Origin of the sequence: Mycobacterium sp. E2699, from assembly GCF_001666745.1 — a bacterium.
Taxonomy (GTDB): Bacteria; Actinomycetota; Actinomycetes; order Mycobacteriales; family Mycobacteriaceae; genus Mycobacterium.
In genome coordinates this window covers 36,430-49,056 of sequence record NZ_LZJH01000115.1, presented here as the reverse complement: position 1 = coordinate 49,056, position 12,627 = coordinate 36,430, and the positions used below count along the sequence as shown (strand labels likewise).

Below are 12,627 nucleotides of genomic sequence, written 5' to 3'. Positions count from 1 at the left end.
CACTATGGCCAAGCTGACCCGGTTGGGCGATCTGGAACGCGCCGTGATGGACCATCTGTGGTCCACGGCCGAACCGCAAACCGTTCGCCAAGTCCACGAGGCGTTGTCGGCGCGGCGCGACCTCGCATACACGACGATCATGACCGTCCTGCAACGGCTGGCCAAGAAGAACCTGGTCTCCCAGATCCGCGACGACCGCGCCCACCGGTACGCGCCGGTGCACGGCCGCGACGAGCTGGTCGCCGGGCTCATGGTCGACGCGCTGGCGCAGGCGGAGGACTCCGGGGACCGGCAAGCCGCGCTCGTGCACTTCGTCGAGCGGGTCGGCGCCGACGAGGCCGAGGCGCTTCGGCGCGCCCTCGATGAGCTGGAAGCCAATCAACGCGACGACACGCCGTCGGCTGGCGCAGCGGCGGAGGACTGAGGGAGACTGGCAGCGTGGCAGCGCTGGCCTTCACCATCCTCGCGGTGCTGTTGGTCGGCCCCGCGCCGGCCTTGTTGGCACGCGCGACGTGGCCCCTGCGCGCACCCCGCGCCGCGATGGTGCTCTGGCAGGCCGTCGCGCTGGCCGCGGTGCTGTCTGCGTTCAGCGCCGGGATCGCGATCGCCAGCAGGCTGCTCGTGCCCGGGCCCGACGGGCGGCCCACCGCCGGCATCGTCGGCGCCGCGGGCCGGCTCGGCTGGCCGCTGTGGACGGCATACATCGCCGTCTTCGCGTTGACCGTGGTGGTCGGCGCCCGGTTGATGGTCGCCGTCCTGCGGGTGGCCATCGCCAATCGGCGCCGGCGGGCCCATCACCGCATGGTCGTCGACCTGGTCGGGGTCGGGCATGGCGCGGCCGCCGCCCAGCCGTGTGCCCGCACGCGCGACCTTCGCATCCTGGACGTCCGGCAGCCGCTCGCCTACTGCCTGCCCGGCGTCCGGAGCCGGGTCGTGGTCAGCGAGGGCGCGCTGCAAACGCTCGCCGACGAGGAAGTCGCGGCGATCCTCACCCACGAGCGGGCCCACCTGCGGGCCCGCCACGATCTGGTGTTGGAGGCGTTCACCGCGGTGCACGCCGCCTTCCCGCGGCTCGTCCGCAGCACCAACGCGCTGCGCGCGGTGCAACTGCTGGTCGAACTTTTGGCCGACGACGCGGCGGTGCGCGCAACCGGCCGCACCCCCCTGGCCCGCGCGCTGGTGGCGTGCGCGTCGGGGCGGGCGCCGTCGGGCGCCCTGGCCGTCGGTGGCCCGAGCACGGTGGTGCGGGTGCGCCGGCTGTCCGGGCGCGGCAACAGCCTGAAGCTCTCGGCGGCGGCGTATCTGGCCGCGGCCGCCGTCATGGTGGTGCCCACGGTGGCGCTGGTAGTCCCGTGGCTCACCGAGCTGCGCCGGCTGTTCAACCTCTGATGCACCGCCCCGGGCGAACGCGCGCCCGCTGTGCCACAGTGTGACCGAAGGAATTTCGGAACAGCTCCCAACGAAAGAGGCGCAGCAATGAGTTCGTCGGACGCGAAGACCGGGACCGCGCAGATCGGCGTCACCGGCCTGGCGGTCATGGGATCGAACATCGCCCGCAATTTCGCCCACCACGGTTATACGGTCGCGCTGCACAACCGGTCCGTCGCCAAGACCGACGCGCTGCTCCGGGAGCACGGCTCGGATCTTGGAGAGGGCAACTTCGTGCGCTCTGAAAGCATCGAGGAGTTTCTCGGCGCTCTCGAGAAGCCGCGGCGGGTGCTCATCATGGTCAAGGCCGGCGACCCCACCGACGCCGTCATCAACGAGCTCGCCGACGCCATGGAGGAAGGCGACATCATCATCGACGGCGGCAACGCGCTCTACACCGACACCATCCGCCGCGAGAAGGCGATGCGCGAGCGCGGGCTGCATTTCGTCGGCGCCGGCATCTCCGGCGGCGAGGAGGGCGCGCTCAACGGGCCTTCGATCATGCCTGGCGGTCCGGCCGAGTCGTACAAGTCGCTGGGCCCGCTGCTCGAGGAGATCTCCGCACACGTCGACGGGGTGCCGTGCTGCACCCACATCGGGCCCGACGGCGCCGGACATTTCGTCAAGATGGTGCACAACGGCATCGAATACTCCGACATGCAGCTGATCGGCGAGGCCTACCAGCTGCTGCGCGACGGGCTCGGCAAGACCGCCGACGAGATCGCCGACGTGTTCGACGAGTGGAACTCGGGCGATCTGGACAGCTTCCTGGTCGAGATCACCGCGCAGGTGCTGCGGCAGAAGGACGCCAAGACGGGCAAGCCGCTCGTCGACGTCATCCTCGACGAGGCCGAGCAGAAGGGCACCGGCCGCTGGACCGTCAAGTCCGCCCTCGACCTGGGTGTGCCGGTGACCGGCATCGCCGAGGCCGTGTTCGCCCGGGCCCTGTCGGGCTCGGTGACCCAGCGCAAGGCCACCACCGGGCTGGCTTCGGGCGAGTTGGGTGAAAAGCCAAGCGATGCAAAGCAATTCGTCGAGGATGTCCGCCAGGCCCTGTACGCGTCGAAGATCATCGCCTACGCCCAGGGGTTCAACCAGATTCAGGCCGGCAGCGCCGAATACGACTGGGGCATCACGCCGGGCGACCTGGCCACCATCTGGCGCGGCGGTTGCATCATCCGGGCGAAGTTCCTCAACCGGATCAAGGACGCTTTCGACGAGGACCCCGACCTGCCGACGCTGATCGTCGCGCCGTACTTCCGCAGCGCGATCGAGGCCGCGATCGACGGCTGGCGTCGCGTCGTGGTGACCGCCACCCGGCTGGGCATCCCGATCCCGGGTTTCTCCTCGGCGCTGTCCTACTACGACGCGCTGCGCACCGAGCGGCTGCCCGCGGCGTTGACCCAGGGGCTGCGCGACTTCTTCGGCGCGCACACCTACGGCCGCACCGACGCCGATCCGGACAAGCGCTTCCACACGCTCTGGAGCGGTGACCGCAGCGAAGTGCCCGCCTGAGCGCGGCTCGCGTGTAAGAGGGCGCAAAGGGGGCAGTCGACTGTCATGAGGTTCTTGGACGGGCACCGGCCGGGGTATGACCTGACCTACAACGACGTGTTCATCGTGCCCAACCGGTCCGAGATCGCGTCGCGCTTCGACGTCGATCTGTCCAGCGCAGACGGCTCGGGCACCACGATTCCCGTGGTGGTCGCCAACATGACCGCGGTGGCCGGGCGGCGGATGGCGGAGACGGTCTCGCGGCGGGGCGGCATCGTGATCCTGCCCCAGGACCTGCCGATCACCGCGGTGCAGCAGACGGTGCAGTTCGTCAAGAGCCGCGACCTGGTGCTCGACACCCCGGTGGTGCTGGAGCCCGACGACTCGGTGTCCGACGCGATGGCGCTGATCCACAAGCGCGCGCACGGCGTGGCCGTCGTGTTGTTCGAGGGCCGCCCCATCGGCGTGGTCAGCGAATCCTCCTGCCAGGGCGTGGACCGCTTCACCCGGGTGCGCGACGTGGTCGCGACCGACGTCGTCACCGCTCCGCTGGGCACCGAACCGCGCAAGATCTTCGACCTGCTCGAGCACGCCCCCATCGGCGTCGCGGTGGTGACCAACGGCGACGGCACCCTGGCCGGGGTGCTCACCCGGACCGGGGCCGTGCGCGCCGGCCTGTACACGCCTGCCACCGACGCCCGGGGGCGGTTGCGGATCGGCGCGGCCGTCGGCATCAGCGGCGACGTCGGCGCCAAGGCCCGGTCGCTGGCCGAGGCCGGCGTCGACGTGCTGGTGATCGACACCGCGCACGGGCATCAGGTCAAGACGCTGGACGCGATCAAGGTGGTCGCCGGGCTGGACCTGGGCTTGCCGCTGGCGGCGGGGAACGTGGTGTCGGCGGAGGGCACCCGTGATCTGCTGGGCGCCGGGGCGACCATCGTCAAGGTGGGCGTCGGGCCGGGCGCGATGTGCACCACCCGGATGATGACCGGGGTCGGTCGCCCGCAGTTCTCGGCCGTGCTCGAATGCGCCTCGGCGGCAAGGGAAATGGGCGGCCACGTGTGGGCCGACGGCGGCATCCGGCACCCGCGGGACGTGGCTTTGGCGCTGGCCGCCGGGGCGTCGAATGTGATGATCGGCTCCTGGTTCGCCGGCACGTACGAGTCGCCCGGCGACCTGATGCGCGACCGCGACGACCAGCCGTACAAGGAGAGCTACGGCATGGCGTCCAAACGGGCGGTGGTCGCCCGCGCCGGCGAGGAGACCGCGTTCGACCGCGCCCGCAAGGCGCTGTTCGAGGAAGGCATCTCGACGGCGCGGATGGGGCTGGACCCCGACCGCGGCGGCGTCGAGGACCTGATCGACCACATCACCTCGGGCGTGCGCAGCACCTGCACCTACGTCGGCGCGGCCACCCTGGCCGAGCTGCACGAGCGCGCCGTCGTGGGGGTGCAGTCGGCCGCCGGGTTCGCCGAGGGCCACCCGCTGCCGCTGGGCTGGTGAGCGCTGAGCCGCCGACGGTCGATCTGCCCGGTACGTGTTGGCTAACATGTGAATTCACGTGAGTTTTCTCCCTGGCAGCAAAGCGCTGCGCCGCACCGAGGAAAGGGATGACGTGCCGCAGGCACGCGCCGACGCCCCACCACCGGCCCGGGCCGTCCGCAGGAAGCGGCCGTGAACGTCGCCCTCACCGCGGTCAGCCTGCTGGCCATAGCGCTGCTCATCTTCGCCAACGGGGTCTTCGTGGCGGCCGAGTTCTCGCTGACCGCGCTGGACCGCAGCGTGGTGGACGCCAACGTTCGCGCCGGCAGCCGCCGCGACCGCCTCATCCAGCGCGCCCAGCAGCGGCTGTCTTTTCAGCTGTCGGGCGCCCAGTTGGGCATCTCCACCACCACGCTCGCCACCGGCTACCTGACCGAGCCGTTGGTGGCGGACCTGCCGCATCCGGCGCTGAGCTCCCTCGGCATTCCCAACGGGCTGGCCGACGGGATCATCGCGTTCCTGGCGCTGGTGATCGTGACGTCGGTGTCGATGGTGTTCGGTGAGCTCGTCCCGAAGTACCTCGCCGTGGCGCGCCCGCTGTCGAGCGCCCGCGCCGTCGCGGGTTTCCAGTTGCTGTTCTCGCTGCTGTTCACCCCGGCCATCCGGTTGACGAACGGCGCGGCCAACTGGATCGTCCGCCAGCTGGGCATCGAGCCGGCCGAGGAGCTGCGCTCGGCCCGGTCGGCGCAGGAGCTGGCGTCACTGGTGCGCAGCTCGGCCCGCAGCGGCACCATGGACGCGGCCACGGCCGTGCTGCTGCGGCGATCGCTGGAGTTCGGCGAGCTGACCGCCGAGGAACTGATGACGCCGAGGTCGAAGATCGTGGCACTGCAGACCGACGACACCGTCGCCGACCTGGTCGCGGCGGCCGCCGAGTCGGGGTTCTCCCGGTTCCCCATCGTCGACGGCGACCTCGACGAGACCGTCGGCATCGTGCACGTCAAGCAGGTGTTCGCGGTGCCGCCCGGCGAGCGTCCGCGCACCTTGCTGACCACCCTCGCGCAACACGTTCCGGTGGTGCCCTCGACGCTGGACGGCGACGCGGTGATGGCCGAGATCCGCGCCAACCCACTGCAAACCGCGATGGTCGTCGACGAGTACGGCGGCACGGCCGGCATGGTGACGGTCGAGGACCTGATCGAAGAGATCGTGGGCGACGTCCGCGACGAACACGACGACGCCACCCCCGACGTCGTCCCGGCCGGCGCCGGCTGGCGGGTGAACGGGTTGCTGCGCATCGACGAGGTGGCCGCCGCCACCGGATTCCGGGCCCCCGAAGGGCCGTACGAGACGATCGGCGGGCTGGTGCTGCGCGAGATCGGCCACATCCCGGCGGCCGGGGAAACCGTGGAGTTGACCGCCCTGGACGCCGACGGCCTGCTGGACTCCTTGATGCGCTGGCAGGCGACGGTGGTCCGGATGGACGGTCGGCGGATCGACGTGCTCGAGCTGCAGCGGCTGGACCGCCGCGCCGAAACCGCCGCCGGACGGGCCCCCCGATGAACGACCTGCTCGCGGTGCTGGTGGCGGTCCTGCTGATCGGGGTGAACGCGTTCTTCGTCGCAGCCGAATTCGCGTTGATCTCGGCCCGCCGCGACCGCCTCGAAACCCTGGCCGAGCAGGGTAAGGCGCGCGCCGTCACGGTGATCCGCGCGAGCCAGAACCTCCCGGCCATGCTGGCCGGCGTGCAGCTGGGGGTGACGGTCGCCTCGCTGCTGCTCGGACGGGTCGGCGAGGCCGCGGTCGCCAACCTGCTGCGCAGGGCGATCGGGCTCACCGGCATGCACCCGGCGCTGCTGCACACGGTGTCGCTGGTGATCGCGCTGGGAATCGTGGTGACGCTGCACGTGCTGCTGGGTGAGATGGTGCCGAAGAACATCGCGTTGGCCGGCCCGGAGCGCACGGCGATGCTGCTGGTCCCGCCCTACCTGGTGTATGTGCGGTTCGCGCGGCCGTTCATCACCTTCTACGACAACTGCGCCAACGTGGTGCTGCGCGCGCTGCGCGTCGAGCCCAAGTCGCAGCTCGACATCGCCGTCTCCACCACGGAACTGCGGGTGATGATCAGCGAGTCGGTGTCCGAGGGCCTGTTGGACGCCGAGGAGCACGGCAGGCTGACGCGGGCGCTGCAGCTTCGCACCCGTGTGGTCGGCGACGTCGCGCGGCCGCTCGCCGCGATCCGCGCGGTGCGGGTGGCCGCGCCCGGCTCCGGGCCGACCGTCGGCGCGGTCCAGGAGGCCTTGGCGCAAACCGGCTACTCCCGGTTCCCCGTCGCGGATCTCGACGGCAAGTTCGTCGGCTACCTGCACATTAAGGACGTGCTGACGCTCGACGACGACCCGAAGACGGTGATCGACCAGGCGCTGGTGCGACCGCTGCCGCGGGTTCCCCGATCGCTGCCGCTGGCCGACGCGCTGTCGCGGATGCGCCGCAGCAACAGCCACCTGGCGTTGGTGACGGCCGACAACGGGGTCACCGGCGACGTGGTGGCGATGGTGGCCATGGAGGATCTGGTGGAAGACCTCGTCGGGGCCATGCGCGACGCATAGCCGCCCGCCGGGCCCGGCGGATGGGTGGGCCCGCGCGCAGGCCGTATGATCTGCAACGGCTACCAGTCAAGGAAATGCTGGAGAGCAGAGGGTCCCGGCCCGCGGAACATGCGTTGCCAGAAGCGACCCTCGGGACCCGCCGCGGCGCCATCGTTGTGGCTGGAGCCCGGGCGTGACCTGCTGTTGCGGGTCGCCCGGGTAACTGTCGTCGGGCTGCCGGTCGGTAGGCTGACGACGATGCCTGTTGTGGCCGGTGAGGTTCCGCTTGGCCCCTGAGGAGCCCATTTATGGAGGAGAAACATGACTGACCGCGTGTCGGTGGGGAACTTGCGCGTCGCCAAGGTGCTCTACGACTTCGTGAACAACGAGGCCCTGCCCGGCACCGGAATCGACCCGGACAGCTTCTGGGCCGGTGTCGACAAGGTCGTCACCGACCTCACGCCGCAGAACCAGGATTTGCTGAACCGCCGCGACGAGCTGCAGGCGCAGATCGACAAGTGGCACCGGCAGCGGGTCATCGAGCCGATCGACACCGAGGCCTACCGGGAGTTCCTGACCGAGATCGGTTATCTGCTGCCCGAGCCCGACGACTTCAGCATCACCACGTCCGGCGTCGACCCCGAGATCACCACCACCGCGGGCCCCCAGCTGGTGGTGCCGGTGACCAACGCCCGCTTCGCGCTCAACGCCGCCAACGCCCGCTGGGGCTCGCTGTACGACGCCCTCTACGGCACGGACGTGATCCCCGAAACCGACGGCGCCGAACAGGGCACCAGCTACAACAGGGTGCGCGGCGACAAGGTGATCGCCTATGCCCGCCAGTTCCTCGACGGGGCCGTGCCGCTGTCGTCGGGTTCCTGGGCGGACGCGACGGGCCTGAGCATCGCCGACGGCCGGCTCGAAGTCACCCTCGGCGACGAATCCGTCGGGCTCGCCCAGCCCGAGAAGTTCGTCGGATACAGCGGCGAGCTCGGCTCCCCCAGCTGGTCGGTGCTGCTGATCAACAACGGCCTGCACATCGAGATCCTGATCGACCCCGAGTCGCCCGTCGGCCGGACCGACCGCGCCGGCATCAAGGACGTCGTCCTGGAGTCGGCGGTGACCACGATCATCGACTTCGAGGACGCGGTGGCCGCCGTCGACGCCGACGACAAGACCGCGGCCTACCGCAACTGGCTCGGCCTGATGCGGGGCGACCTGGCCGCCGAGGTGGACAAGGACGGCAAGACGTTCACGCGGGTGCCCAACCAGGACCGCAACTACACCACCCCCGACGGCGGTGAGCTGGTGCTGCCCGGGCGCGCGCTGCTTTTCGTGCGCAACGTCGGGCACCTGATGACCAACGACGCAATCGTTCTGAGCACCGACGGCGGCGAAGAAACGGAGATCTTCGAGGGCATCCAGGACGCGCTGTTCACCGGCCTGTGCGCGGTCCACGGCCTCAAGGCCACCGACGCCAACGGGCCGCTGGTCAACAGCCGCACCGGCTCCATCTACATCGTCAAGCCCAAGATGCACGGCCCCGACGAGGTGGCATTCACCACCGAACTGTTCAGCCGGGTCGAGGACGTGCTCGGACTGCCGCAGACCACGCTGAAGGTCGGCGTCATGGACGAGGAGCGGCGCACCACCGTCAACCTGAAGGCGTGCATCAAGGCCGCCGCCGACCGCATCGTGTTCATCAACACCGGGTTCCTGGACCGCACCGGCGACGAGATCCACACCTCGATGGAGGCCGGCCCGATGGTGCGCAAGGGCACGATGAAGAGCCAACCGTGGATCCTGGCCTACGAGGACAACAACGTCGACACCGGCCTGGCCGCGGGCTTCGCCGGTCACGCCCAGATCGGCAAGGGCATGTGGACCATGACCGAGCTGATGGCCGACATGGTCGAGCAGAAGATCGGCCAGCCCAAGCAGGGTGCCAGCACCGCCTGGGTGCCGTCGCCGACGGCGGCCACCCTGCACGCGTTGCACTACCACCAGGTCGACGTCATCGCGGTGCAGCGGGAACTGGCGGGCAAGAAGCGGGCGAGCATCGAGCAGCTGTTGACCATCCCGCTGGCCAAGGAGCTGGCGTGGGCCTCCGAGGAGATCCGCGAGGAGGTCGACAACAACTGCCAATCCATCCTTGGCTACGTGGTGCGCTGGATCGACCAGGGCGTCGGGTCGTCGAAGGTGCCGGACATCCACAACGTCGCGCTGATGGAGGACCGCGCCACGCTGCGGATCTCCAGCCAGCTGCTGGCCAACTGGCTGAAGCACGGCGTGATCACCAGCGAGGACGTCCGCGCGAGCCTGGAGCGGATGGCCCCGATGGTCGATCAGCAAAACGCCGGTGATCCCAAGTACCTGCCGATGGCGCCGAATTTCGACGACAGCATCGCCTTCCTGGCCGCCCAGGAGCTGATCCTGTCCGGAGCACAGCAGCCCAACGGCTACACCGAGCCGATCCTGCATCGGCGCCGGCGCGAATTCAAAGCCCGCGCCGCCGGTGGGTGAAACCGGCTCGACAATGCGGTGAGCAGTGCCTCTGATGACTAGAATCTGCGCCGAGTCCATGACGAGTCGACGGAAAGGCGGCGGGCACCGGTATGGGTAGGCACAGCATGCCCGACCCGGAGGACTCCGTCGACCGGCCGGCCGACGAATACGTCGCCGGTGATCAGGACGCCGCCGAGGACACCGGTCACCACTACCGCGACGCCGCGGCCGACGACCGTTATTGGCACGACGACTTCGCCGACGAGAACTTTCCCGCGCGCGGCGAGGCGGCCCATCCCGCCGACGACACGTTCGCGGACGGCACCGCCGACGACTATCCGGAATTCCCGCCGCGCAGGCAGGGCCCGGCGGGCGACGAGCCGCCGGCCTCCCCGCCGTCGCTGTCATCCCGGTTACGGGGCGGGCACCGGGGGCTCGGCGAGCGGCTCGGCGGCCACCGCAGCGAGGGCGGGCGCCGCGGCGTCAGCATCGGGGTGATCGTCGCGCTCGTCGCCGTGGTCGTCGTGGTGGGCACCGTGATCCTGTGGAGCTTCTTCGGCGACGCGTTGTCCCACCGGTCGCACAACGCCGCCGCCCGCTGCGTCGGGGGTCAGGAGTCGGTCGCCGTCATCGCCGACCCGTCGATTTCCGATCCCGTGCAGCAGCTGGCCCAGAGCTACAACTCCACGGCCGGCCCGGTCGGCGACCACTGCATGGTGGTGAACGTCAAACCGGCCGGTTCCGACGCGGTGCTCAACGGGTTCGCCGGCAAGTGGCCCGCAGATCTGGGCGGGCAGCCGGCGTTGTGGATCCCGGGCAGCTCGGTGTCCGCCGCGCGGCTCGCCGCCACCGCGGGCCAGAAAACGATCACCGAAAGCCATTCGCTGGTGACGTCGCCGGTCATGCTCGCCGTCCGGCCCGAGCTCGGGCAGGCCCTCGGCAACCAGAACTGGGCGGCGCTGCCGGGCCTGCAAACCAACCCGAACGGGCTGGCCGCGGTGAACCTGCCGACGTGGGGGTCGCTGCGGCTGGCGCTGCCGACGAACGGCAACGGCGACGCGTCGTATCTGGCCGGCGAGGCCGTCGCGGCCGCGTCGGTTCCGGCGGGCGCGCCGCCCACCCAGGGCACGGGCGCCGTCCGCGCCTTGTTGAGCGCCCAACCCAAGCTGGCCGACAACTCCCTGACCGAGGCGTTCAACGCCCTGCTCAAGCCCGGCGACGCGGCGGCCGCGCCGGTGCACGCGGTGCTGACCACCGAGCAGCAACTGTTCCAGCGCGGCCAATCGCTGTCCGATGCCAAGAGCACGCTGGCGTCGTGGCTGCCGGGCGGCCCCGCGCCGGTCGCCGACTACCCCACGGTGCTGCTCAGCGGCCCCTGGCTGACGCCGGAGCAGACCTCCGCCGCCAGCGGGTTCGACCGCTACCTGCGCAAGCCCGAGCAACTCGCGAAGCTGGCCAAGGCCGGTTTCCGGGTCAACGGGGTCAACCCGCCGAGCAGCCCGGTGACCAGTTTCCCGGCGTTGCCCGCGACGCTGTCGGTGGGTGACGACGCGATGCGCGCGACGCTGGCCGAAGCCATGGCCGCCCCGGCGAGCGGACTGGCCGCGACCATCATGCTCGACCAGTCGATGCCGGTCGACGAGGGCGGGAAGACCCGGCTCGCCAACGTGATCGCTGCGCTTCGGGACAAGATCAAGTCGATGCCGCCCAGCGCCAGCGTGGGCCTGTGGACCTTCGACGGCCACGAGGGCCGCTCGGAGGTGCCGGGCGGACCGCTGGGCGACCCCGTCGGCGCCGCCGGAGGCCAACCGCGCTCGGCGGCGCTGGCGGCCGCGCTGGACAAGCAGTATTCGTCGGCCGGCGGCGCGGTTTCGTTCACCACCCTGCGCATGATCTACCAGGAGCTGCAGACCAATTATCATGCGGGCCAGGCGAATTCGATCTTGGTGATCACGTCCGGACCGCACACCGACCAAACCCTGGACGGCGCCGGACTGCAGGATTTCATCCGCAAGAGCGCTGACGCGGCCAAGCCGATCGCGGTCAACGTCATCGACTTCGGCAGTGACCCGGACCGCTCCACCTGGGAAGCCGTCGCGCAACTCAGCGGCGGCGGATACCAGAACCTGTCCACGTCGGCGTCCCCGGACCTGGCCGCCGCCATCAACACTTTCTTGAGCTGAGGGCGTCGGGGCGAGCACAGCTGACGCGGCGCTGTCACCCCTTCCGCATACGATCGTGGGCGTTGCCGAAGGGAGCGTCATGCAGGTCGATTTCACCCCGGATCCCCAGCTCTATCCGTTCGAGTCGCGGTGGTTCGACAGCTCGCGCGGGCGTCTGCACTACGTCGACGAGGGCGACGGCCCGCCCCTGCTGCTGTGCCACGGCAATCCGACGTGGAGCTTCCTGTACCGGAACATCATCGTCGCGCTGCGCGACCGGTTCCGTTGCATCGCACCGGATTACCTCGGGTTCGGGCTGTCCGAGCGACCCGCGGGATACGGCTACAAGATCGATGAGCACGCGCGGGTGGTCGGCGAATTCGTCGATCACCTCGGGCTCGACGGCTACCTGACCATGGGCCAGGACTGGGGCGGCCCGATCGGCATGGCGGTCGCCGTCGAGCGCGCCGACCGGGTGCGCGGCGTCGTGCTGGGCAACACCTGGTTCTGGCCGGCGGACACGTTCTCGACCAAGGCGTTCAGCCGGGTGATGTCCAGCCCGCCGATGCAGTACGCCATCCTGCACCACAACTTCTTCGTCGAACGGCTCGTCCCGGCGGGCACCCAGCACCGGCCGAGCGCGGCGGTGATGGAGCACTACCGCGCCGTGCAACCCAGCGCGGAGGCGCGCAAGGGCGTGGCCGAGATGCCCAAGCAGATCCTGGCCGCCCATCCGCTGCTGGCCCGCCTGGCCCGTGAGGTGCCGGCCAAACTGGGCGACAAGCCGGCGCTGTTCGTCTGGGGCATGAAGGACTTCGCCTTCCGGCCCGGCCCGTCACTCCCGCGGATGCGCGCGACGTTTCCCGACCACGTCGTGGTCGAGCTGCCCGACGCCAAGCACTTCATCCAGGAGGACGCGCCCGACCGGATCGCCGCGGCGATCATCGAGCGCTTCGGCTGACCGGCCG

9 protein-coding genes are annotated in these 12,627 nt (G+C 70.3%); all 9 read left to right on the top strand.

Annotated elements, in window-relative coordinates:
• The first annotated feature begins 4 nt into the window (after positions 1–4).
• On the top strand, positions 5–424 hold the full coding sequence (locus A5696_RS20620) for a BlaI/MecI/CopY family transcriptional regulator (RefSeq protein ID WP_067882862.1): 420 nt from the start codon (positions 5–7) through the stop codon (positions 422–424).
• A 14-nt stretch (positions 425–438) separates the two neighbouring features.
• Positions 439–1,389, top strand: a complete 951-nt coding sequence (locus A5696_RS20615; protein ID WP_067882861.1) for a M56 family metallopeptidase — start codon at positions 439–441, stop codon at positions 1,387–1,389.
• Between the two features lie 87 nt (positions 1,390–1,476).
• Positions 1,477–2,943, top strand: a complete 1,467-nt coding sequence (gndA, locus tag A5696_RS20610; protein ID WP_067882860.1) for an NADP-dependent phosphogluconate dehydrogenase — start codon at positions 1,477–1,479, stop codon at positions 2,941–2,943.
• A gap of 45 nt (positions 2,944–2,988) precedes the next feature.
• Complete coding sequence (locus tag A5696_RS20605) at positions 2,989–4,425, top strand: GuaB1 family IMP dehydrogenase-related protein (RefSeq protein WP_067882859.1); 1,437 nt, start codon at positions 2,989–2,991, stop codon at positions 4,423–4,425.
• 171 nt (positions 4,426–4,596) lie between these two features.
• The gene (locus tag A5696_RS20600; RefSeq protein WP_067882858.1) at positions 4,597–5,967 is read left to right on the top strand and encodes a hemolysin family protein; all 1,371 of its coding nucleotides are present in this window, start codon (positions 4,597–4,599) and stop codon (positions 5,965–5,967) included.
• Complete coding sequence (locus A5696_RS20595; RefSeq protein ID WP_067882857.1) at positions 5,964–7,013, top strand: hemolysin family protein; 1,050 nt, start codon at positions 5,964–5,966, stop codon at positions 7,011–7,013. Before A5696_RS20600 ends, A5696_RS20595 begins: the two co-directional genes overlap by 4 nt.
• Positions 7,014–7,313: 300 nt before the next feature.
• Complete coding sequence (locus A5696_RS20590) at positions 7,314–9,515, top strand: malate synthase G (protein ID WP_067882856.1); 2,202 nt, start codon at positions 7,314–7,316, stop codon at positions 9,513–9,515.
• Positions 9,516–9,607: 92 nt separating this feature from the next.
• Positions 9,608–11,680, top strand: coding sequence for a substrate-binding domain-containing protein (locus tag A5696_RS20585; RefSeq protein ID WP_067882855.1), 2,073 nt, complete (start codon positions 9,608–9,610; stop codon positions 11,678–11,680).
• A gap of 79 nt (positions 11,681–11,759) precedes the next feature.
• Positions 11,760–12,620 (top strand): haloalkane dehalogenase, encoded by an 861-nt coding sequence (locus A5696_RS20580; protein WP_067882854.1) that lies wholly within the window; start codon positions 11,760–11,762, stop codon positions 12,618–12,620.
• Positions 12,621–12,627: the final 7 nt, after the last annotated feature.